The sequence below is a fragment of the Paenibacillus sp. P4_E11 genome, assembly GCF_056401635.1.
Genome location: NZ_JBFUIX010000078.1, coordinates 1 through 23,615, shown reverse-complemented (window position 1 = coordinate 23,615; position 23,615 = coordinate 1). Strand labels below are relative to the sequence as shown.

The following is a 23,615-nucleotide window of genomic DNA, read 5'->3' as shown; positions in this document are numbered from 1 at the left end:
GGCGAGCGGTCGTCTTTTGTTTTCCATGTCATTTACGATTTTCTGAGTTCTCACTCACACTTGGATTCATTTTTGAAATAAATTCATTCGATGTTACAAATCTGAAGAATTTTCCATTTGTCTTGCACGTGGACGCGGGCGGGCAGCCGTGGATGGTGTTCTGCCACGAGTGGACACAGACCATGGACGGTGCCATCTGCGTGGTGCGGCTGACCGAAGATCTAAGTGCCACCGTTGGCGAGTCGACGACATACTGAAGCTGCCTAGCTCCATTCGGACGGGATTACGTTAATTCGGGGTTAGTACTATCGTGCCAATATGCATCCGTAACGTTGCTTTGTTATAGAGGTAATGAAAGTATCATTCAAGGACATCAGAATTCATTGTTGGGACTAAACCGGCTTTGTATAATGAACATCATTACTGGACCAATCACGAAGGGGGAAACGGAATGAAAGTTATTCGGGTAGGCTTCATCGGGTGCGGCAACATCGCTCATAGTCATGCGCTAAGATTGTCCCGCATCGAGAACGCGAAAATCGTAGCGCTTGCGGATCCGGGGGAACAGGGCAGGCAATGGGTAAAAGAGAAATTCGGGCTGAATGAGGCAAAAGAGTATGAGAATCACACTGAAATGTTACACGATTGTGAATTGGACGCAGTCATCATTTGTTCTCCGCATACGCTGCATTACCGGCAAGCCGAGGAGGCGCTGCGGGCTGGCAAGCACGTGATGATCGAGAAGCCGATGACTTGTTCGTCCAAGGAAGCGGAACAGCTTATCGCGTGCTCCGAGAAATATGGCAAAGTGCTGCAGGTATCGTTCCAAAGGCATTTTTTGCCCCCATTCATGTATATCCAGCAGGCCATTCAGGGCGGGGTAATCGGTCGACTTACTTCGGTAACAGCTACCCTGTATCAAGATTGGAAGCAGGCACAGGAAGGGACTTGGCGGCAAATGCCGGAGCTTTCCGGGGGTGGCATGCTGATGGATTCGGGCAGTCATATTATCGATGTTCTGCTGTGGACGACTGGTTTGACACCGAAAGAGTTGACGGTTCAACTGGAATGTCACGGATCGCCGGTTGAGGTAGATACTATGACGAATATCCGCTTTGCTGAAGGGGCGATCGGCAGCATGAACATTATCGGTTTGGCGCCGCTGGCCAAACTGAAGGAAACTTATGCCTTTATCGGAGAAGCCGGCGCGATCTTTTATGACAACGGCCGAGTAACGCTGAACCTGCACGGACAAGATCCGGTTGAACCCGAGCTGCCCGAAGCGCTGACGGATCCCGATCGCAGCTTCTTGGACGCGATCTGGGGGAAGCATGAGGTTTTGGTTCCCGGGGAGTATGCGCTCAAGGTCGTTAAATTCACCGAGTCGATCTATGCGGCAGCGGGATACGAAGTGCCTACGGCCGTTCCGGACGCTGCGGGGAGGAATGGATGATGCGGCTGCGGGTAGCGATTCTGAGCTTTTGGCATGTGCATGCCAAAGGCTATACCAAACAATTGACGGACCGTACCGATTGCGAAGTCGTCGCCGTATGGGATGAGAATGTCGGACGCGGCCAAGAGATCGCGGAACAACTGAAGGTGCCTTTTTTCGAGCATTTGGACGTGCTGCTTTCGAGTCCGGATGTGGATGCCGTCGTTGTGAATGCGCCTTCCAGCAGGCATCCGGACATCATGATTGCCGCGGCGGAAGCGGGAAAGCATATTTTTACGGAAAAAGTGTTGGCACTGCGTACAGCCGATGCGGATCAGATTATTGCCGCGGTGAACCGTCACGGGGTGAAGCTGACCGTCTCGCTGCCGCGGATAGGCGATCAGAAAACGATATATGCGAAAGCTGTGCTGGATCAAGGGCTGCTCGGGCGCATCACCTTTGTCCGCGCACGGCTCGCCCATGACGGCGCGCTGCCGAGGGAAGGAGTGCCTAACGGCTGGCTGCCCGCCCATTTTTTCGATAAATCCGAATGCGGAGGCGGCGCTTTGATCGATTTGGGCTGCCACCCGATGGTGATGGTTTATCACTTTCTGGGAATGCCGGAGACGCTATCCGCTCAATTCGGCTATGTAACCGGGCGGGAGGTGGAGGACAACGCCGTCGTTACGCTGCAATACCCGGATGGCGTGATGGCTGTCGTCGAAGCGGGATTTGCCAGCAGACACTCCCCGGCGCTCGTGGAACTATACGGGACGGAAGGGTGCCTCCTGATCGGAAATCAAATGGAAATCCGCAGCTCGCTCCTTCCTTCGGAACCCCATTCCGGCTGGATCAGGCCGGACAGGCTTCCGCCAAGCCTGCCTTCGCCGGTAGACCAATGGGTGGACTATGTGCTGTATGACCAAACTCCAGCTATTACGATTGAACAAGGACGGGCCTTGACGCAATTGATGGAGTCCGCCTATGTCTCAGCCGCCGAAAGGCGGATCGTTCGACTTGCTTAGGAGGTGATATCGTGAAAGCGTCATGTAATAGCGAAGAGGTTACCGAGAAAGCGTCCGTTCGGCTGTTCGCGAACAAATGGGCGATCATGGCCAAGGCCCCAGCAGCTCCGCAGATGGATGGGAACATCGAGGAGTCCGAATGGGGGCAATCGGCTGAAATTGACGGCTTCGTCACGGCATTCCATAACGAGCCTGTCAAACGCGACACACGGGTCAGGCTGATGGTCGATACGGAACAATTGTATATTGCACTGGAAAGTGAGCAGGGATGCGAAACCGCTGTGGATGCTGAGAGCGTGTTTGTTCTGCTCGGTACGCCTTCCGACAAGGACATTTATTATTCGATTTCCGTTGATGTGACGAAGGGGCGGCATCCGTATGCAATCGGCTACAACAACTGGACCGGGGCGGAGCTGCGGGACAGACGGCAGAAGTTTGTTCATCTTGGAAAAGAAGAGGGAGTCCGGACGGTCGTTTCCAAACGGGCGGACGGAAGCTGGAGCGCCGAAATAAGCGTCCCATTGGTCTCTCTAGGCGAACCGGACTTGCGGTCTGGCGCGGAGTGGCGGCTTAATGTGATTCGTTACTTCGGTCCGGACGCCACGGAACCGTTAAGTTCGTGGGTTCCGATCCGAACGGGCACGATTCGGATGGAGGATGTCCGTCGTCCTTTGGAGGAGAGATTGTTTCGTCTGGAGTTATATGTTGCGAACGAAGGAAGGCTTGGAACCGTGTTCGTTGAGCGGCCTTCGGGCAATCCGCCAGGAGTTCGTACACCGACGGAATGGAAGCTGTCGACGACATTAGCCACTCTCCTATACCGGGGAAACTCCGAGAAAACATTGTCGTTCCGAAGTCGCGACCTGTCCGGAGTCGATCCTTCGCATCTGTCCATCGCATGGATCGATCCGCTCGGACGGAAAACTGTTCTTGACTCGACTAACCTGCGCCATAAGGAGGCAGAGTACACGCTCGACTTCGTCCATCCGGACGCACGGGAGGACGGGTTATATCAAATTAGGTTGATCTTGGGGGAGGGAGCTGTACAGTCGAGGTTCGCCGCGTTTGTATTCGACCGGTACGACCTGATCGCCGCAGGAGAACGTACGGTTAGGCCAAGCCCATCCGACCGCCCTAAGAGGACTATTGCCCTTGTCCCTCCATCGGAAGAAGTGCTGTTTCTAGAGCGGTTGATACCGGATCGTATCGGATTTTTCGGAGCAGGCGTGCCGCATCGTCCGATGCTCGGTTTCCGCTCCACCAATTATACGTGGAGCCCTGAAGCTCCATGGTTGATCATTTCTGGGGACGACGCCCGCGTGCCGTACCCGAACGACAGGTATCCAGAGTCAAAGGCGATTCTCGTTACCAACAAGCGGGGAGAAGTTGTCGAGTACCCTTACTTCGAAGACGAACAGGGCATGCGTTACTTTCTATCCGCCCACCTATGGCATTATCAGCGCAAGCATGCGATAGGCGAAACCGGCCGTTTGGTAGGTACCGACCCGCTCGGAGCTGCCCGACTGCTGCATAAGTTTGCACGGGCTTACGCCGGATGGGTGCGCTTCAACGACTCGGTATGGGTACAGCATCCGATCGGGGGCAGCGCACATCCGCCTTATCCGTATTTCGGCGGTATGTGGGATCGGTGGAACTTGATGGATCTTCACGGATTGCTGCCGCTCCTCGATGCTTTTATTGAAGTGGATCAGACGAACGCGTTCGAGTTGTTGAGTATGGAGGCTGGTGTTGATATCCGGAGTGCAATCGTAGATGGCATGCTTCATCCATCGGTTGAATCGGTTGTTACGTATCCGGTCCTGCAGAGTAATGTCGACTTTCCGAACTGGATCGGACTGATCCAAACCGGCAAGGCGCTCGGCGAGCCGCGACTCGTCCATGAAGCGGTAGAACGTTTGCTGCGGTTCGTGAAATCTTGTTATTTGGCGGACGGCTTCTGGAAAGAAATCACGTTGTCCTACCATCAGCAGACATGCTATGGGCTGAGCCAGACGATCCGTTGTCTGGATGGCTACAGCGATCCGGCGGGCTACGTATCGCCGCGCGATGGACAGCGCTACGATATGTTCGACGCGGGTGCATGGGTGCCGCTGATGGATAGCTTGCTTCAATTGCAGAATATACTCGCTTATCCGGATGGCAAATGCTTTCCTGTTAACGACACTTGGGCTTCCCAGAAGGCGGCAAATCCTCAATGTACCGGGTCAGTCGTTCTGCCGTCAGCGGGAATCGCCAAGCTGACCAGAGGACTCGGGCGGGAGCAGGCGCAGCTTTATTTGACATTCTCCCCCAATAACGGTCACGATCACAAGGACCCGCTGAACTTGGCCTTGTACGCGGAAGGGCAGGAACTCTTGCCCGATATCGGTTACACGCACACGTTTTACCGGCAATGGTCGGTATCGACGCTGGGGCATAATACGGTAACCGTAAACGGACAAGATGCAAGTTTGGTCGGCAGCGCCAAAAACGGAGGTAATATCGAACTATTTGCAGAGGCGGCGAATGTTCAAATGATCCGGGCCCGTCAAGAATGCGCTTATTCGGACGTGTCCCACTATTCGCGCGAGCTATTGTTTATCGGCTTCGAAGGAGCAGAGGCGGCTGAAGGTTATGTGGTTGACCTATTCCGCGTTTCCGGCGGGACTCGGCACGAGTATGCGTTGAACGGCGATGCCAATCGGGATTCGGAGATGACCACGAATATCGCGTTGACCGATTATGGACCGTATTTGGTAGAAGGTCGGCCGGATATCATCGAACCGAAGCAAGAAACCGATTACGGTGGAACGAGCGACAATCAGTATTATGCGTATGCCTATGTGAAAGAGGTGCGGACAGCCGAACTGCCGGATGGAGTCTACAACATGACGCTTACGACATGCGACAATAACGGCGAACCCTCGACGGGAGCGGGGCTGAAGGTTCACGGCTTCGCTGGACCGGGACATAACCGATTGTTCCAGGGACGGGCGCCGTCCCTAAGATCGACGCGACTGAACGGGTTGGAAGGTGACCGCAACAGCGAGGCCATCCTGTACTCCATGCCCAAATGGATCGTGCGAAGGGAAGCTCCGGACGGAGCGGATCTGCACAGCCAATTCGTTCATGTCATGGAACCGTATGCTTCCGACGCCTATCCGGCGATAGAGAGGGTGGAAGTCATCCGATCGGACGAGACGACGAACGAGGTGGTAGTCACAGTTTCGTACGGCTCCGTGACTGATATTATCATGAGTGCTCCGTATTATAACGGCAAGCCTCTGCGGGCAGGCAAGTGGGAGCTTGCCGGGAAGGCGGGCTTCATCCGTTTGAAGGACGGGGAGGTAAGTCAAATGATGCTGGTAGGCGGGACAAGCTTGACAGCCGGCAACCGGACGCTCATAGGCGAGGGCCCGGTCGCCGGCCGAATCATGGATGTACTGCGACCGGTAAGTATCGGGGGAAAGCATGCTTTCTTAACGGATGCAAACATTCCATCCTCCGTAATCGGGTGTTATGCCGTCATTGTACATCCGGACCATACGACCGCAGCTTATCCTGTCGTCTCCGTCACCCGGGACCCGGAGACGGGGCTGACCGAGCTCGGCTTCGCTGTGGATCTTGGTTTCGTCTATACCGATTCCCCCTGTGGCCCCGGCTCCGAAGCCGAAAGATCCTCGGGCATGACGGCATACCCAGAAACCGAGTGGATCGGCACGCATACATTTTATATTGACAATGTGGAGCTTTGCTATGGCTTCATTTCCCCGGGAGTGACTCCCCAATATTTGCGGAATACGCGGATGAAATAGCTCGCTTCTTTGAAGCCGGTATGTTCGGCGGTGGAGATGACCGTCGCGCCGCTCAGCAGGAGCTCCTTGGCGAGCTCCATCTTTTTTTCCAGCACATAGTCGGAGAACGACCGGCCGATTTCTTTCTTGAACCTGCGGCTAAGGTATGATGAATTGAGATGGAGCCGGTCCGCCACCGCATGCAGGGAAATCTCTTGGTTAATTTCCTGCATGATGATATCCGTAGCCTGACGGACTATTTCGTGCGTTTTCCCACGCTGTCTGTTGTCATATTCGACGATTAGCCCAGCCACCCGCACGAGCGAACCATAAGCTTGTTCGGGCCCGTCGCCTGGTTGAAGCTGCGATATGCGCAATTGATCTTCTTCGACTACCTCGCTCAAGGTTCTTCCCCTACGTTCGACGGAACGAACGAATAATCCGTTCATGTACAACCAGTGCTCTCGAACTTCTTCCGTTGATTTTGCTTCCGCTGTCCGTACATTCCACCATTGCTCGAGCGCGAATAGCGCTTTGTCCAGATCTCCGGTTTCCAGTCCGATCTCAATTTCCTTCTCCATTTCACCTACCGTTCCCCTGCTGCTGCCGATCCTCGCCGGACGCGGCGAGTCTTTCCGGGTTTCCCTGCTGGCAGAGTAAACCAACTCCAACTGAATCGACGTTAAGCGGCTTTCGGGTGTTTCGGCAATAACGAGTCGAATGGTTCCCGTTTTTCGGTGGAACGACCAGAAGCCCGGGATGAGATCTTTGTGGGAGCCCATCGCTTTCCGAAACTCTACGCCTTCCACCCTGACTACCTCCGGCAAGTCAAACGAATGAACGACGATTTCCCAGCTTCGCTGCTCCGGCATATTCTGGTAGCTGCCGATCTGCGGTCCGATTTCGACGGCAAAGCTTTTCCGGTTATACCGGCAGCGAATCTTGGTTTCTGCGCACACTCCCTGTCTATAGTCCAGGGATACGCCGTCGTCCTCATAAAGCGTATACACTCGATCGCTCCCGGGGTACAAATGCAGCTCCATGCGATCTGGCGGCTTTTGTCCCGCGTACTCCATATCCGGCCACATCGGCAATATCGCTCCGACTCGCACAAATAGGGGGCCGCCGGCATGTCCCGGAGTGCTGTATGTGAGGGTCGTCGGCCCGGTATGTCTCTCACCGGTCCAGTAGTCTAGCCACTCGCCATCCGGCAAATATACTTGGTCGGTGAATACGACTACAAGGAAATCGTCGCCGAACATATATTGGTTTTGCCGCGATACGGCCTCAGTATCGTCGGGATAGGCGAGAGGCATCGCCCTGGCGATTGGCAAACCGGTACGGACGGCGACGTTTGCAGCGGAATAAATGTAAGGCAGCAGTCGGTACCGCAGCTTGGCGTACGTTTTGAATATGCTGAGAAGATGCGGATCGAGCAACAATGGGTGTCGCCAATAGGCCCAGCTATTTACTTTCGACCACGGTTGGAAGAAGCCGAAGTGGATGCCGGCGGGCGTATGCAAGTTCATGGCGACGCTCATATGCGGGATGCCGGACAAGCCCAAATTGAGTATGGACAGGTGGGGCTGTTGTCTGCCTCCCGACCAGATGGCGGCATATTTCTGTATGCCGGTGTACCCGACCGGAGTATATACCATCGCCCGACGTCCCGTTTGTTCCGCAAACCCTTCCTGAATGTCCCGACTTACAATATTGGACTCCATCAGACTGGCAGCTTCCGTGTCTTCGTGTGGAAAAGCCGGAATGCGAGCTTGCTCCTGCACGGGCAGTTTGGTGTTCAGCTTGAAGCCTTGAACTCCTTGCGCGACGAACGGCCTCAAGTACTCGTACCACGATTCAGCGTAACCCTGCTTATTGTCGGTTCCAGCATGATCCCGCAAATACAGTCCTAAGCTTAACTTGAAACCCATGGTTTGCAGCGCTCCCATGAAGGTGTGGGCGCCTTCCGGCATCCATTGCGGGATAAAGAACCGGTCGGGGTGCCATTGAACGGTCGACTTGTAGTCGAATGGTTGATCCATCCAAGTCGGTTCCAGCCCGATCATGTCGCACGGAATCCCTTCCCGCCGGAATTTTAGTGCATCCTCGATCATATCTCGCGCAGTCGTTTGCTGGTTGCAGATGAAGGTCAAGCCATACGCCCAGATGGGCAGCAGTACGGACGGGCCGGTTAATTCACCGTATTTCCTCAACAAATCTGCCAAATTGACGCCAGCGATCAAGTAGTAGGCCAATTCCCCGCGTTTTCCTTGAATGTGCAGCTCGTCCGGCGAGGAGCGGCCGACATCGAACTCGTGCTCTTGGTCGGTATCGACCAACAGTGCCCAGCCTTTGCTGGAAAGAAGGAACGGGACCGGGGCATGAACGCGGTTGCCGCGCAAATTGATGGAGATTTGTCGGCCTCGCTTCATTAAGGGTGCGTCATACTGATCACCTAATCCGTAAATCCGTTCCTCCGAGGAAAGTGCGAACCAAGCTTCGAAGCCGTCGGGTCCGCCGCCGTAAGGAGGTTTGTTTTGTCGGGTTAGCACCGTCCCTGCGCGGCTGGAGAGAGCAACCTCCCCGGTATGGCGATCCACTTGCAGTGAAGCCACGTCCGTGTTCAGTTGCAGACAAGCTCCTCGGTCTTCCGTTTCGGAGTGGACCGGAGATCCAGGGGGGGTTATTATGCCATAACGGTTAAGCGGTGCAGGCTTATCGAATTGGCCTGTCCGGTTCACACGGATGTGAAAGGCAAAGGGAGAGACCGGTACGATCAGCAGGTGAGAGCCGGTACTTGTTTGAAAGGTCACAGAAGTTGGAGTTCGGTTCACAGTAATGCCCCCTCGGTAATGCCGGAAGAAGACGGATTCGGTCCGGCTTCAGGTTTATTTGCTATCATTTTAGCACATTTATGGGATGTACGGGGGTGGGAACGCGTGCATCGGTTTGGATACAAAGAAAGCCGATCTGCAGGGCAGATCGGCAAGAATGCCAATTGGTGCTAACGATATAAGCTTAACCGCCTAAGGCAGACTCCGGCCAAGCTAGCTCGAAGCCGTGCCGCACCAACATGTTTTGAAAATCAGCGAGCAGCTTCGCGTCGTTCCGTACGTTGCGGGGCGATTCGCCGCGTTCCAGGCAAAAGGCTGCTAACGCTCCGGATGCTTCCCCGATATTCCATTCGACGGGATGCAGGCGATAGCAGCCGTTCGTGATGTGGGTCGTTCCGATGTTTTTGCAGGCCGGCAGTAAATTGTTCATCCGTATCGGGATCAGGCTGCCGAGCGGAATCTGGAATGGCAAAGCGGCCAAATGGATATAATGGCGGTTTCCCGTGCTCGGATGAAGATCGATGCCGTAGAGGCCGATGCCGACGGAATCGTGGAACGTTTCGGCCCGTCCATCCGGTCGGTCAAGCGGATTGACATGCTGCTCCAGTATGGTGAATTCGGCTTTGATTCTTCGCGATTCACGAATGTATGGGTACGGCGCTAGACCGTCCTCGGTGCCGAATACATCATGGCGCAGGCGGAATCCAGGGTACCCGCTCTTGCCGTCCGGACGCGGCGCTTCCGTCTGCAGCCAATACAGCAGAGACAAGCTCAGCTCTTTGGCCCGCCGGAGATTCCGGGCTTTCTCCTCTTCGGTCACGTCGATGATCGAGCCGAGAAAGTAATCGTTCTGAGGCCAGTTGACGGCGGTAACGTCGCCAGGGAAGGTGCCCGGAGCAAAGTTTGTTTTATCCGCCAGGCGCCGGTAAGACACCAGGGAGAAGCCTTCCCAGAACGTCAGTCCCTGCCCTCCGGGTAATAGATCGTATCGTACGTGCTCCAAGGTGGATGGACGTACGCCCGAGAAGCTCAGAAACTGGTCGGGCCAAAAATCGGGTCGGTACGCCCGCCAAAATTCGTAGTCGGATGGCTTCTCGATCGTATGGTGTTCGCCTTCGATATAGTCGACGACGAGGCAGTGCGTAAATGCCTGCATGTCTTGCGGGTCCGCCGCGCCTTCGAGCGCATGGCGCTCATTCGTCTCGGAACGGGATTCCGAACCGGTAACGTACTCCGTTCCGGTCAAGGGAAGCAGGTCCCCGCAATCGGTGGCATCGAGAAAATAAGGTGCGGTCAGAACCGTTCGGGTCCCCGTAAGCACGTTTTTCACCGTAACGGAACGGATGCGGTCTCCTTCCGTTTCCGCCGTCTCCGCACGGCAGTGAGACAGGATGACAAGCTTGCCGCTTAGCGTGTACGGCGCGAGCATTTCCAGCAGGACGGCGAGCGCAACCCTCGGATCGTGGCTGACGCGGCTAACTTTGGCATTGCCCGGATTCAGGTTAGGCAACCCGGCCGCTTCCGGAGTCAGTGGAACATGACGGCGGTAGTACTCCCTTACTCCATCCCGAAACCGGCGATAGCTGTGCGTACAGCCGAACTGCTCAATCCAATGGTGTTCGTCAGGAGGAACTGCTTGACTGGTCAGTTGTCCCCCGATCCAAGCCGTTTCTTCCGTCATCAGCACGGTCTTCCCAGATCTGGCTGCGGCCAGCGCCGCAGCGCAGCCCCCAAGGCTGCCTCCGACCACAATAATGTCGGCATGCATTTCACGCAACATGTCTATTCCTCCATTAGCGATATAAGTTGAAACTAAGGATTCACCTTCCTCATTCCTTTTACATAGTAGCTTGGAACACGCTCCTGCATAAGCGACCTTGATGACCTGTAATAGTACTTTGATGACCTTGTATACCGGAATGCTGAAAAAGGAGACGAAGTCGGAATAACGGGTAATCAAAATACTATGCGAGGTCATGAGTATTCCTTGTTGGCTAAAAAAGCCGTACGCTATAATCGAAGCATCGGACGGATGAAAACGTTATCATGGTGTGACGGAATACATCCTATCCCAATTAGTTGTCGAGAGGGGCAAGTCGAAGATGAGAATCGTAAAGAAGCGGTGGTTAGGAGCTGTTTCAATGTCGGCACTGTTGCTGTTGGCCGCTTGCAGTGGATCGGGCGGCAGATCAGGCGGGGAAACGGCTCCGTCTCCAGCAGGGCAGAAGGCGCCCGACAGCGTCCAGGCAGAGCCGATAGATCCGAACAAACAAGTGGAGCTGACCGTTTACTCCATGCTGAGCGGCACTTATGAAGGATTCATGAGCTCGGAAGGGCAATACATTCAACAGAAGTATCCGAATTTCAAATTCAAGTTTATTGCCCCGGGCCAGGGATCTTCGTTGAAGGACGTCGTATCGGCCCAAACGCCGATTGATATTATCATTTCTACTCCGGACGTTCAGCCGATCATCGACGTGGGGCTCGATTCGGACATCTCGGATCTAGTCAAGAAGTACAAGTATGATCTGGGCCGGTTCATTCCGGTCACGATCGACTCGATGAAACAAATTACGGGGGGCAAGCTGTACGGTCTTCCGGGAAGAGTAAGCTCGTATACGCTTTATTACAACAAAGATTTGTTCGACAAATTCGGTGTGCCCTACTTGAACGACAAAATGACTTGGGAAGATATATACGATACGGCTAAAAAGCTGACGAGAGTCGACGCCGGAGTCCAATATTTCGGCTTCTCCGGGGATATTGTCGCCATGCTGGATATGAACGAGAAGGCGCCTCAATACGTGGATCCGAAGACGAATCAGGCCACCTTATCGAACGATTACTGGAAGCGGATATTCGACAGGATCGTTCCGTTGTATACGCTCGCACCGGGCTATTCGGAACCGAACAAACTGACGAATATTACCCAAACGAGAACGATGTTCACCAAAGAGAAGAATGTGGCGATCACGATCGGCGTGAACGATGCCGGAATCAGAGCCGTTAGCGAAAAATGGGACATGAACTGGGATATTTCTCCGTTCCCCGCGTTCAAAAATTCCCCAAAGGAGGGGCCGCAGCCTAGTACCCGTTATTACTTGATTTCTTCTACAAGCAAGCATCGGGACGAAGCCTTCATGGCCATTACTCAATTCGTTTCCGACGACATCCAGAAGGAACTGGTTAAGACAGGCGCTACGCCTCCATTGCAAAATATTGACTATATTAACTTGCTCGGCAGCGGCATTCCGCAACTGGCGAACAAAAACGTGAAAGCGCTCATCCCGCCCCACTACGGCGAGATGAACCTGAAGAATCAGTTCTATATTGCAGCGAGAGCAGCGCTCATCAGTGAATTCGACAAAGTGATCGCAGGTCAGAAAGACGTAAATACCGCGCTGCGCGAAGCGGAAGGGACGGCGAACAGGCAGATTGAGGAACTTAAAAAAGGCAAGTAATGAACCATGCAGAACTTTCGGGACTAAAGTAAACGCCGAAAGTTCTGCGTGTAGACATTTCCCGGCGGGCAGACAGTCGAACAATCGACAATCCGAAGGAGTGAAGAAGGGTGAAACCCATTCTTACACGCAAGATCGCATGGCTGCTCTTCCTGGTGTTATTGCTGCAGACCGTCGTTATTCCCGGTTCGTATGCCGACAATTCGTCAACCGATCCAGATTCGTATCCGTCCGTCGATATGTCGAATGACCGCTGGGGAATCGTAACCCGCTCTACCTACGGTCCTATTGTGGCGGACGGCATCTTGAACGAAGCGGCATGGGGGCAGGCTTCCCCATTGCAAGGCTTCAAGACTTTTTTCGATAATGAGCAGGCCGAGCACGATACGGTCGTCAAAATCGTATACGACGCAAGCAACTTGTATATTTCTTTGCAAAGTCCGCTCGGGTATGACAGTCCGCCGAAGGCGGAACGGGTATTTATAGTACTTAACAACGGCGAGGATGAACAAACGTTCTATACGATTCCCGTTAATATAACGACCGATTCGCATTCAGTCGGAATCAGCCTCAACAACTGGACGGGTCAGGATCCGGAAGACAGTAAGCAGCAGTTTATCAACCTGGTGTTGAACAAGAAGGTCACGCCGGTCGTTCGGAAGCAGTCGGAAGGAAGCTGGACGGCAGAAATCGCGGTACCCTGGAGTGCGGTAGGCGGGCCGCAGCTGCGGCCGGCAGCGGAATTACGGTTGAACGTCATCCGTTATTACGGACCGGATTCCCCCTATCCAGCGAGCTCCTGGGTTCCGATTCGCACTTCGACATTGATAGATGACGATCGGATCCGTCCGTTTGACCAAAGAGCGTTCACGCTTCATGCCGACGTAACGAACGAAGGACGCTTGGGCAGTCTGTTTCTGGAAAGGCCGCAGTCCGATACCGTCGGTACTCAGACGGATGCCTGGAAGCCGGAAAACGCCCGATTGCTGTTCAAGAGCTTTGGCAAGAAAGTGCTCGCTTTCAAGAAATCCAGCTATCCGCAACTGAAGCATGCTGTCGTTCAGTTGATATGGACCGCCCCGTCCGGCGAACGGACGGTTATCGGTGACGCGATACTGGGCAAGCAAGGGGCCGATCACCTGCTCGAATTCTCACATCCGGCGCCTCTCGAGAACGGAATGTACCGGCTGCAGCTGCTGGCAGGCAGTTCTGGAAGCATTCCGGGGAAGCTGGCGGAGTTTTCCTTTGACCGCTACAGCTTGATTGAAGCAGGGGAACAGCTTTACCATGTTCCGCCAACGAGCAGCACGGTTACCCAAGTTACATATCAGCCGCCATCCGCGGAAGTGGCAACCTTGCTTCAGTTGGTTCCGGATAAAATCGGTTTCTTTGCTACCGGCGTTCCCCATAACACGCAGCTCGGATTTCGATCGGCGAACTATACGTGGAACGCGACCAATCCTTGGAAAATAACGTCGGCTGATACACTGAAGCTGGATTATCCGAACGACCAGTACAAGGAAACGAAGGCGCTCACGGTGACGAATAAGCTTGGTCAACAGGTGGAGTACCCCTACTATGAGGACAGCTCAGGCAAACGTTACTTTTTGTCGGCTCATCTGTGGCATCTGCAGCGTCTGTATGCGGTGAAGAGGACCAAGGAATTGGCGGTGGCCGATCCGCTCGGAGCAGCACGGCTGCTGTACCGGTTCAGTCAAGCGTATCAAGGCTGGGTCAGGATAAACGATACGATTTGGAATCAATATCCGATGGAAGGGTATGCCGCTCCGCCTTTTGCCTATTATGGCGGGATTTGGGACAGATGGACTTCTCAGGATTTGGTCACGCTGCGTCCCCTTGCCGATGCTTTCGCCGAGGTGGATAAGACCGATGCTTTCGAACTGCTGAGCGCGGAAACCGGGGATGATGTACGAAGCCGAATCGTGGACGACATGCTGCTGCCGTCGATTGAGGGGATTCATACGTATCCGGTATTGAATCACAATGTGGAATATCAGAATTGGATCGGGCTCATCCAGCTGGGCAAAGCGCTCAAGGAACCGCGATACATCCATGAGGCGGTAGATCGGATGGATGAATTCGCCAAGAGCGGCTTCTTGTCCGATGGCTTTTGGAAGGAAATCACGCTTTCCTACCATAACCAAACGGCCAATGGCATACGGGGAACCGCCAGTTACGCGGCAGGGTGGACGGATCCTGCAGGTTACATCTCTTCCAGAACCGGGCAGCGGTTCGACAATTTCGATCCGTCCGTCAAGCTGCCGCAAATCGGATCCTTGCTGAATATCCCGAATCTGCTCTCTTACCCGAACGGCAATTATCTCCCGATCAACGACACGTGGGCGTACCAAAAAGCAACATCGCCGCAAAACGTGTCCTCTCTCGTCATGCCGTCGGCGGGAATCGCGAAAATGATCCGCGGCCAGGCTGCAGACCAGTCGCAGCTGTATATGACCTTCTCGCCGAAATTCGGACACGATCATAAAGATCCGTTGAATTTGACCCTTTATGGAGAGGGCCAGGAGCTTCTCCCCGACATTGGGTATACCCATACGTTTTACCGGCAGTGGTCCGTCTCAACGTTGGGCCATAATACAGTAGTCGTGAACGGAAAGGACGCCTCGATCCAGGGTGCCGGCAAGCCAGGCGGCAAGTTATCAGCCTTTAACCGGCTTTCCGGTTCGGGCGATGTCCAGGCGATGCAGGCGCATCAGGAAAATGCTTACCCGGAAGTTTCGGAATACAGCCGAGAGCCTTGGTTCGTCGGGTTTAACGGAACCGTCGGCGGTGCGGGGTACGTAGTCGATCTATTTCGCGTGGCGGGAGGCGACAAACACGAATATACGCTGAACGGCGATGCGAACCGCGACGCCACCATTACGGCCAATGTAACGATGGCGACCTATGGACCTTACTTGGTGAAAGGAAATCCGACAATTATCCTGCCCGCGCAGGAAACGGACACGGGTGGAACGAGCGACAATCAGTATTACGGTTATATTTATGTACGTGATGTGCAGAAGGCCGATGTTCCGAGCGGGTCCTATGAATTGACGATGACGACGAAAAGCGGCCCTGACGACAAAGCGAACATGAAAATATTCGGGTTTGCCGGAAGCGGGAACAACCAGCTGTTTATTGGAAAATCACCGTCGCTGCGGGCTACCCGAGTGAATGGGTTGAACGCGGATACGAACTCCGAAGCCGTCAAATACAACATGCCCAAATTCGTCCTGCGTAAAGAAGGTACCAATCTGAACAGCCAGTTCATCCATGTCCTGGAACCCTATGCGGCCGGAGCAGCCCCGACAATCCAAAGCGTGGAAGTGTTGAAGTCGGATGAAGCGACAAAAGAGGCGGTAATTGCGGTTTCTTACGGCAATACGACGGATATTATTCTCAGTTCTCCGATGAACGGAGGACAACCACTTGTGGTCGGCGATATTTCGATGATCGGCAAAATGGGCTTTATTCGTCTGGAGAACGGAGTCGTCAAAAGCATGTACCTTTCCGGCGGCACGCTGCTGAAAAAGGGATCCGAGACTTTGACTGGGGCAGGCCCCGTTTCGGGCGACATCATCCGGGTGGAACGCACGCAAACCGATGGGACGAACGGTTTCGTCACAACGGCGGTCATTCCTCCTTCCATGGTCGGACGCTATATCATCGTAACCCACCCGGATCAGACCACACATGCTTATGAAATTACAGGTATAACCCGAGATGAATCGAAAGGTGAAACTGCGATCGCAATTGGCATGGATCCCGGATTTGCTTACACGAGTAACGCGATGTCGACGGAACGGCCTTCCCGTATGCTTTACTTTCCGGCAACGGAATGGATAGGGACGCATACGTTCACAATCGACAACATTGCCGCCAAATAAATCAAATAAAATAGGAAATAACCCCGTCGGGTTCGACGGGGTTATTTTTCAAGACCATGCCTTCACGATTTGCGAGACGGCTCGTCCGTGGCGAACTAGCGGATGCCAAGATCGAGCAGTTTCCGCAGCGACTTGTCATCCGAAAGTATCATTTCAGAGCAAATGAACCCGGCTGGAAGTGAATCCGACCAAGGCATTAATTAGATAATAGAGATTGAGAGATTTGCATTGTTGCATTAGCAGCCGCATATATCGCGGCTTTTTTGTTTTATGTCACAAGGTTCTTGACATTGGGCGATAACAAGAACCTTGTGACATTCCTGTTTTGTGACAAGAACATTGTAACGATCGTCAGCCGGCTTCCTTATTCATTCCGACTGGCCACACTCGGAAAATACGCTGGCATACAAAAACGAGGGTTGGCAATCCCTCGTTTTCTTGGATCTACGTATATGGGTATTCGTTAGGGGGACCATCCCTCGGTTTCTACATGATTAAAAGTCATTCAAAAGTTACACGTTTAGGTTTATACATATTCTGGTTCTGACACGCAAGCGACCTCTGCGTATGCAGCAGTAGCAGCTTCTTGGTCACTAGTTCCCATAAGACCGATCCGGTAGCCCAAAGCAAGAGCGATTTTCATGATCGTGTCAATTTGCGGTACGTTTGTCCCTCCTTCAAATCGAGCTATAGCCGCTTGTTTCATTCCGGTGCGACTTGCCAGTTGAGCTTGCGTCCATCCGCGCAGCTCGCGAGCTTGGATCAATTCGTGGACCATCCGGGCTTTTTCCCGGATGACCGCCGATTCCAGTTGTTGTTCTTCAGGCAATTCCTTGATGATCTCATCCCAACTTTTCATTTCTGAGTCATCTCCGTTTCAGAAGTTTTAGAAGTTTAAATCAGCAGTCTAGCAGTTTTAGAAGTTTTAAAAGTTTGATGGCTTCAGCAGTATTAACGTTTTTTGYGGTTAGAGATTTTAGCAACTTTGTCGTCTTTGACCGGATGGTCCTTAATCCATTTGTCCCGAAGGCCGCGAGCTCTAGCAAGTTCGACTTGGTCTGTTTCATCAGCATCCTTGGTGTAATGAGAGAGTAAGACGAAATGATTACCGTTCCACATACAGCAGAAGATACGCTCATCATGAGGTCGCAATTCGTAGAGGTTGTCGTTTTCTTCTCCTTTGAGGCTCTTGATGAAATTCTTACCAGCACGGGTTCCTGCTAATTCGACGCGATCGATGATGTATCTGATCTTCTCGAACATGATTCTCGCGTCCTTATCTCCTCGGCCCGCTCGTTTTGCTAGGTCTTTAAAGAAAACCTCGACCTCATCACTGAATATGAATTTGTACACTGGTGCGACCCCTATCMCTGCTTACATTATAATTTATGCCCAGTTTGTCCACAATATAACCTCTGTGTTATAAATAATATAACACAGAGGTTATAATGAAGCAAGTATTCAATAACATACTTGTTATAATTGATATTCGGCTGGCGGCTCATAAAAATTGCCGCAGATTACATCGGGCTTTGGAATATCTCGACCCACACCACGCGAAAAACGGCGGCATGGCATTTCTACCAGCAGACGGGTAAGGACATCTTCAAGACGATGCAACTGCTCGGCCATCGGGATCCTCGGGAAACACGCATCTATTTACATATAACCGAGGATGAAGTGAATGCCACCCTCTCGACCATGTATTTGTAATCCAAGTGCCGTTAACGGGCAGTAAAGTTAATCAGGTCAGAATAAGGAAAATATTAGTATTTATCTGCAACTAAATTAAACCAATCACGTCTAAGAGTATAATCAAAATAAGAGGTGCGTTAATGAAAAAATTTGTGTTGGGCTTATGCTGTGGTTTATTCATTGCATGTTCATCTATTGCATTCGCATCAGATTCTATCCAGGTGTTATTATTTCCTGCCCATTTCGAAATAAATGGAAGTAAGATTTCCATGAACGATGAGTATAAAGTACTTAATGTTGACGGTCATGCGTACGTACCAGTTCGATTCGTAGCCGAGCAATTGGGTGCAACGATCGACTATGATCAGGAGCAGCAAAAGATTTTTGTCAAAAATCGAAAGCTTGACTTATCGGATCCGGATTACAACGGGATATTGGTTGGCAATTTAATCTTAACGAAAAACGGCAGCAACACCAAAGTTACCGGTCAATTGCAAATCGAAGGTGTAGGGAATACAAAAAATACCGTTGAGGCAACCCTTGCTTTTTACAATGATAACAGTGAAAAAATCGGCGAAGTTGCGATTCGTGGAGATGATTTTGGGGTAGACGCTCAAACGTTCGTTTCAGAGGGCTTAGGGGATTTTAGAGCTTATTCGACGGTTAACCTCCATGTTGGTCATGTAAATGGACATATCATTCCTGTGGTTCCAAGTATCGTGTATGAAAACAGAAAAAACAACTTCACCCTCCATCTTCCTAAGAGCTGGGAAGGGAAATATGATGCGGTGGAAACCGTAGATAAAGCCTCCAAGTTCGAAACTATTACTTTTATTGACATAGCAAACAAAGAATACGGTGGAGTTGTTTTTTCGATCGGCATATGGACCAAAGATAATTGGAGCCAAAATGGTCAAACAGCTATAGAGGTCGGTCATATATCGAAAATTGGAGAACTCGGAGACAGAGTGTTCACAATAAGCACTCCGAGTGATGTACAATATGATCCACACAATGAGAAGTTAACGGCAGAATATAAATCCATGTCGAAATACGTAAATACGATTAAAACCAGTTTTCAAGCAAATGTGAATCTCACTGAAAATGAAGTAAAAGATATTCTCAATCAGCTTATACCGAAGGCAGCAGGCATTTATGGAATGTTTAACGGATCTTCATGGTTTGTAGAAGATGCAACGAAAACGATTCCGGGTGATGAAGAGTACTTACTTGTAACTGGGCCAAGAGGGAAAACGGCACTGAATACCGAGAACGTCAAATCCATAGCGGATTTAAAAAAAGTAGTAGAGGATGTATTTACAAAAGATATGGCTCAAAAGCTATTTTATAGTGGTTATTTGGAAACGAAAGATATACGTCTTCCTCTTTATAAGGATTATGAAGGGCGGCTTTACGTAAACACATATAATGGAGGACACGGGTCGGCATCAAAGTATTTCATTGATACCGCCAAGATCATCAGCCAAGAGGGTAATGTTGTTGTCGTTGAATTTATTACGACTGAATATGATTTTCCGTACAAAATGACCGTAAAAATAGAAAAGGTAAACGGCAAATGGTTGCTTGCATCGGGAGCTAGCTTTAATAATGAAGTGGAAATAAAATATGATTATATTTTGAAATACCAAGGTGAAGGTAGTCTCTGGTCTGCTGCGTTAGAAGATACGGTTTGGGACTTCGGAAATGGAACAAATAAGGTTCACAGCAGGATTGTACTAACTTATAAAGGTTCCGATATCAAAAAAGTTGGCAAAGTAGACTTTACTTATGGGAACGAAGCGAATCGCAATAAATGGACTTTTATAGGATCTAACTATTCCGAAGGAATAATCATATATGATGAGTTTGATGATAATATCGTATTACCTGCAAAAGATGACGTTGTGAAGGTAACATTGGAATGGGATGGAAAACAAGATTCTTTTGTTATGAGCAATTCTAGGTAAAACAATTTAACTAATTTGGAAAATCAACCGAATATCACTCAATAAATAACGTAAGTCAATCGGCAGTTCGTTGAACTAAGGAGAACGATAGCACAAAAGCAGGCTGCCGATTGGCGGCCTGTTTCACTACGATGCGACGCAAGGCAAGCCTAACTGAAAAATCGGGGTTGACCTGGAGTCGCCTCCAGCATGTAGAATGCGGTATGAAAGGAGGTGCGCTCGTTGTACACGATCGGTCAAGTCGTAGAGATGACGGGATTTGGACACGATACGCTCAGGTATTACGAGAAAATCGGACTGCTCAAGCCGCAGCGCAAATGGCCAGGCGGCGCGCGCGTGTTTAGCGACGACGATCTCCAATTGCTGTCCGGACTGAAATGTTTGAAACGGCTGGGATTGTCTTTGGAAGAAATCAAGACGTTCACGAGCACGAAACGCTGCGTGACCGAACGCTCGTCGATGCATGATGGAGACGAAGCAGTTCTCCGGGATCGAATCGTCCTGCTGACGGACAACTTGGTCCGGATGGAGACGCAGCGCCGCGAACTCAACGAACTGATCGATCGGACGAAAAACAACATTCGTCTGTACAACGAACTGTTGGATGGGACGCCGTAAACGTTTCGATCGTTCCGGCGTTCGCGCCTCCAAGAACCCTTGCAGAGGAGATGCACGCATGAACATTGCAATAATCGGTTCGGGACACATTGGCGGTACATTGGGGAAAGCTTGGGCGGCGAAAGGTCACGCGGTGACGTTCGGTTCGCGGGATCCGCAAAGCGATCGGATGCGTGCGCTGCTCGAGTCGATCGGCCCGAACGCCGTGACGGCGTCCGTCAAGGAAGCGGCCGCTATCGGCGAAGTCGTCGTATTGGCCGTTCCCGGCACGGAAATCGAGCGCGTGCTGGAGGAGGCGGGAGACCTATGGCGGAAAATTGTCGTCAATGCGACGATTTTGTTCGACGGGCGGTCGGCGGACGAGGAAGTGCGGAGGCTCGCAAACGGCGCACGCGTCGTACGGGCGTTCCATACGTCGACGTGGGAGGCGCTCGCGAATCCGCGGTTCGGCGTGGCGAACGCCACGCTCTTCATGAGCAGCGAGGACGAAGAAGCCAAGCAAACCGTTCTCCTGCTGGGTGCAGAAGCCGGATTCGACATGGTGGATACGGGGGGCGCGGACGCGATGGCCGAGATTGAGAAGGCGCTCTTTTCGTTCTGGACTGCGCTCTCGCCGCAGTTCGGCCGCGACTACGCGATCCGGGTGCTGAGAAGAGAAGAAGCGCAGTCGTCTTAAACCGGGGCTGTGCGGCAAAACGGACCGCAGCGATCGTTCGTTTGCGGCGGTCCGTTTTTGTTGCGCCGAATCATTAAAAGAGGTGTGGGGGCTTAAGCTAACTGGGAACGTTAGTATCATAAGACGCAAGGATGAGGCTGCCGGCAAGATCGGTAGCCTAGTTAACGTATTGGGCAGTATAACGGAGTGGTACAAAGAGGAAATTGATTGGTGTATGATGGTATTAATAGTATATCTTGTTGTTTTATTGAGACAGTAACTTCAATTATAAATGTCATTTCAGAGTTGTATAAAAATCTTTTTGATTGGAAGCGAATTTGTGAGAACAAGGGGGAAGTACCTTCTAGCAGCATTGGTATGCATAATGCTTGGGATCGGTTCGAGGATGAATACCTCCGCGCTGCCCGATTTTGTGGTGAAACATTTCGGTGATGCTCTCTGGGCGGCTATGATTTATTTCGGCGTTCGTGCATTATTCATCCGAATGTTATCTATGAAAGCGCTGGTGCTTAGTCTTGGGTTCTGTTTTGTAATTGAATGCAGCCAATTGTACCAAGCAGAATGGATAGTCAACTTACGAAACACTCTAATTGGCGGGCTAATACTCGGAAAAGGATTCCTATATGCAGATTTGGTCCGATATATTGTTGGCGCTATAGCGGCTTATGCATTGAACCGTTTGCTAAAAGAGACAGAACAGCCCGAAGGGCACGGTGAGTAAACTCTAATGATTCTTGAAGTAGAATTAACCGTGTTCGACTAGCGGAAACGAACTCGGTTTTCAGAGAAATAAATCGGAAGAATCGCTCCAAAACAGGAGGTAACATATGAGTTCCATTCTAAAAGTTATAAAAAAGCTAAAGTTGAACGTCTTGAATGTTGAAGATGTTCCAGAGTCATTTAGTTCTGATGTATACAAACTTACTCTTGCCAGTGGAGAAAACGTTTTTGTAAAAATTCCATTTAACAAGGATAAACTATTTCGTGAATTTCAGATGCTTGAAACATTAAAGGGTGTAATACCTGTTCCTAAGGTATTGGACATTTGGTACGGGGATGAAAGTATTATTGGAGCATTGCTTCTTTCAGCAATCAAAGGTATGCATTGTACAGGAGACATTGATGAGAAACTCTCTTTTCAAATTGGCGTGTATCATGCTATGCTCCATGAGGTTAAAACTCCTGGGTATGGTTACCATGTAACCGATGGTTTTAAGTTGCTTGACCAAAATAATTGGAGATTACATATCAAAAGTAATTTTGAAAAGTGGAAAGAGCCATGCAAAGAGATTCTCGACTCAAAATTGTATGAAAGATGTATTCTTCACTTTGATGGAGTTTTCTCTGCTTTACCGGATCCTGACGGACCGTGCATTGTTCACATGGATTTTAGACTAGGTAATATATTGGTGAATGGTAACGAGGTTGCTGGCATTATTGATTTCGAGAGTGCCCGTGGTGGATCGTCAGAAATAGATTTTACAAAAGTCAATCGATATATTTGGGAAGACAATCCGAGAACAAAGTTACCGTTCATTGAAGGTTATCAATCGATTCGACCTATGTTGGCTCTGGAAAGAGTGCTGCCATTTTATGATTTTTACGATGCTTTCAACGCAGTTGTTTGGTGTAAAAACAGAGGAATTGAAAAAAATCAAACGTTTCTTCAGGAAAATATTCTTACTTTAAGAAATTCGGTGGGTTATTGAGTATAGTTGTTTAGATTTGATAGGGCAGGCCTTCCCACAAAGGATGGCCTTTAAACTTGCCGTTACAGACAGCGCGGAGAACCGTACCGTAGATGACAGATCAGGACATTACGAGGGACGGGAACGATAGCTTAACAAATAATTGGAGCGAGGCTGCCGGAACAGATCGACAGCTTCATTACGCTAGACGGGCAGTAATGTTCAATGCTGTTCCTATATTATGGATGTTAGTTTAAACTTAATATGGAGTTATTCAATTATTTGAAAGGTGAATATATGGATAGAATTGCGATTATTTCAGATATTCATGGGAATATCCCCGCTTTGGAAGCTGTATTGTCAGATATCAACGAACGTGGGATAAAAAGAATTTTCTGTTTGGGAGATTTGATTGGGAAAGGACCGCATCCCAAGCAAGCTATAGATAAAATTAAAAATAATTGCGAATCTGTAGTACTAGGGAATTGGGATGATTGGTTGACGAATAGACCAGATG

The 23,615-nt window shown here is 51.0% G+C and carries 16 protein-coding genes; 12 read left to right on the top strand and 4 right to left on the bottom strand.

Annotation, left to right across the window (positions count from 1 at the left end):
- Nucleotides 1–451 precede the first annotated feature (451 nt).
- From AC1DWB_RS24130 to AC1DWB_RS24120, 3 genes are read left to right on the top strand one after another with little or no spacing between them, the layout of a single operon-like run.
- Nucleotides 452–1,453 carry a Gfo/Idh/MocA family protein gene (locus tag AC1DWB_RS24130; protein ID WP_477543645.1) on the top strand — a complete coding sequence of 334 codons (1,002 nt, stop codon included), beginning with the start codon at nucleotides 452–454 and terminating at the stop codon, nucleotides 1,451–1,453.
- Complete coding sequence (locus tag AC1DWB_RS24125) at nucleotides 1,450–2,457, top strand: Gfo/Idh/MocA family protein (RefSeq protein ID WP_477543644.1); 1,008 nt, start codon at nucleotides 1,450–1,452, stop codon at nucleotides 2,455–2,457. The genes AC1DWB_RS24130 and AC1DWB_RS24125 overlap by 4 nt, the downstream gene beginning before the upstream one ends.
- An 11-nt stretch (nucleotides 2,458–2,468) precedes the next feature.
- Nucleotides 2,469–6,272, top strand: a complete 3,804-nt coding sequence (locus tag AC1DWB_RS24120; RefSeq protein ID WP_477543643.1) for a heparinase II/III domain-containing protein — start codon at nucleotides 2,469–2,471, stop codon at nucleotides 6,270–6,272.
- Here AC1DWB_RS24120 and AC1DWB_RS24115 read toward each other — a convergent pair.
- Both AC1DWB_RS24115 and AC1DWB_RS24110 read right to left on the bottom strand, forming a co-directional pair.
- Entirely contained in the window at nucleotides 6,212–9,085 is a 2,874-nt protein-coding gene (locus AC1DWB_RS24115; RefSeq protein WP_477543642.1) for a TIM-barrel domain-containing protein, read from the bottom strand. The two genes, AC1DWB_RS24120 and AC1DWB_RS24115, sit on opposite strands and share 61 nt — an antisense overlap.
- A gap of 184 nt (nucleotides 9,086–9,269) precedes the next feature.
- Nucleotides 9,270–10,865, bottom strand: a complete 1,596-nt coding sequence (locus AC1DWB_RS24110) for an FAD-dependent oxidoreductase (RefSeq protein WP_477543641.1) — start codon at nucleotides 10,863–10,865, stop codon at nucleotides 9,270–9,272.
- Nucleotides 10,866–11,226: 361 nt separating this feature from the next.
- On the opposite strand from AC1DWB_RS24110, the gene AC1DWB_RS24105 reads away from it, so the two are divergent.
- Entirely contained in the window at nucleotides 11,227–12,546 is a 1,320-nt protein-coding gene (locus AC1DWB_RS24105; RefSeq protein ID WP_477543640.1) for an ABC transporter substrate-binding protein, read from the top strand.
- 110 nt (nucleotides 12,547–12,656) lie between these two features.
- A complete protein-coding gene (locus tag AC1DWB_RS24100) occupies nucleotides 12,657–16,454 on the top strand; it encodes a heparinase II/III domain-containing protein (RefSeq protein ID WP_477543639.1) in 3,798 nt (1,265 codons plus the stop codon).
- 526 nt (nucleotides 16,455–16,980) lie between these two features.
- Here the strand turns inward: AC1DWB_RS24100 and AC1DWB_RS24095 are convergent.
- Entirely contained in the window at nucleotides 16,981–17,313 is a 333-nt protein-coding gene (locus tag AC1DWB_RS24095; RefSeq protein ID WP_477543638.1) for a helix-turn-helix domain-containing protein, read from the bottom strand.
- Nucleotides 17,314–17,405: 92 nt separating this feature from the next.
- The gene (locus AC1DWB_RS24090; protein WP_477543637.1) at nucleotides 17,406–17,807 is read right to left on the bottom strand and encodes a type II toxin-antitoxin system RelE/ParE family toxin; all 402 of its coding nucleotides are present in this window, start codon (nucleotides 17,805–17,807) and stop codon (nucleotides 17,406–17,408) included.
- Nucleotides 17,808–17,936: 129 nt separating this feature from the next.
- Between AC1DWB_RS24090 and AC1DWB_RS24085 the strand changes: the two genes are divergently transcribed.
- The 7 genes from AC1DWB_RS24085 to AC1DWB_RS24055 all read left to right on the top strand — a co-directional run.
- Nucleotides 17,937–18,167, top strand: a complete 231-nt coding sequence (locus tag AC1DWB_RS24085) for a tyrosine-type recombinase/integrase (RefSeq protein ID WP_477543636.1) — start codon at nucleotides 17,937–17,939, stop codon at nucleotides 18,165–18,167.
- Nucleotides 18,168–18,289: 122 nt separating this feature from the next.
- Entirely contained in the window at nucleotides 18,290–20,116 is a 1,827-nt protein-coding gene (locus AC1DWB_RS24080; protein WP_477543635.1) for a stalk domain-containing protein, read from the top strand.
- 222 nt (nucleotides 20,117–20,338) lie between these two features.
- Nucleotides 20,339–20,734 carry a MerR family transcriptional regulator gene (locus tag AC1DWB_RS24075; RefSeq protein ID WP_477543634.1) on the top strand — a complete coding sequence of 132 codons (396 nt, stop codon included), beginning with the start codon at nucleotides 20,339–20,341 and terminating at the stop codon, nucleotides 20,732–20,734.
- A gap of 58 nt (nucleotides 20,735–20,792) precedes the next feature.
- Nucleotides 20,793–21,410 carry an NADPH-dependent F420 reductase gene (locus AC1DWB_RS24070; RefSeq protein WP_477543633.1) on the top strand — a complete coding sequence of 206 codons (618 nt, stop codon included), beginning with the start codon at nucleotides 20,793–20,795 and terminating at the stop codon, nucleotides 21,408–21,410.
- Nucleotides 21,411–21,795: 385 nt separating this feature from the next.
- Entirely contained in the window at nucleotides 21,796–22,131 is a 336-nt protein-coding gene (locus AC1DWB_RS24065; protein ID WP_477543632.1) for a ribosomal maturation YjgA family protein, read from the top strand.
- 106 nt (nucleotides 22,132–22,237) lie between these two features.
- Nucleotides 22,238–23,119, top strand: coding sequence for a phosphotransferase family protein (locus AC1DWB_RS24060; RefSeq protein ID WP_477543631.1), 882 nt, complete (start codon nucleotides 22,238–22,240; stop codon nucleotides 23,117–23,119).
- Nucleotides 23,120–23,395: 276 nt separating this feature from the next.
- Nucleotides 23,396–23,615: metallophosphoesterase family protein (locus AC1DWB_RS24055; RefSeq protein WP_477543653.1), on the top strand; the 220-nt coding region annotated here is incomplete at its 3' end.